Source organism: Nonomuraea harbinensis, assembly GCF_019396385.1.
In the GTDB taxonomy this organism is placed as follows: Bacteria; Actinomycetota; Actinomycetes; order Streptosporangiales; family Streptosporangiaceae; genus Nonomuraea; species Nonomuraea ferruginea.
Genome location: NZ_JAHKRN010000136.1, coordinates 1 through 622, shown reverse-complemented (window position 1 = coordinate 622; position 622 = coordinate 1). Strand labels below are relative to the sequence as shown.

At 63.5% G+C, this 622-nt stretch carries 1 protein-coding gene; it reads left to right on the top strand.

The genetic code is table 11. The annotated features are described in order from the left end of the window. Positions 1–82: 82 nt before the first annotated feature. On the top strand, positions 83–541 hold the full coding sequence (locus KME79_RS44350) for a transposase (protein WP_219552687.1): 459 nt from the start codon (positions 83–85) through the stop codon (positions 539–541). Positions 542–622: the final 81 nt, after the last annotated feature.

The window sequence follows — 622 nt, the reverse complement described above, 5'->3', positions numbered from 1 at the left end:
CCCTCTCTGTCAGACTGCTGTGGTACATGGGACAGATGAGTCCTTTTGATGTAAAGCAGGGCGAGACAGGACGATCGAGACAGTGACGATGACCCTCGCCGACCAGGCCGCCATGACGGGGCAGGATGGTCGGGTGACCGATGAGCAGCCGGCCCGGCCCAAGCGGCGGACGTTCACCAAGGCTTACAAGGCACGGATCCTGGCCGCCTTCGACGCGCTGCCCGAAGGCAGCCCGGAGCGGGGCGCGCTGCTGCGCAAGGAACGGCTGTATCACTCTCATATCGTGCACTGGAGAAAGCAAGCCGAGAGTGGAACGCTCCCGGCCACGTCCGGCCGGCCGCACAAGAGCGCCGAGTCAGAAGAACTGGCCCGGCTGCGGGCCGAGAACAAGAAACTCAAGGCCGACACCGCCAAGCTCGAGTCCCGCAACGAGAAACTGGCCGGTGAGCTGGGCAAGACCAAAACCGCGCTGGACATCGCGGGAAAAGCATTCGCGCTGCTTCAGGACATCTCAAGCAGCGCGGACTCCGACACGAACTGAACCGGGTCCTGGACGCCTATTTCCCGGCCCTGGAAAAGTCGGTCGGCACGGTGACAGCGTGCGCGATATTCGGGAAATCCC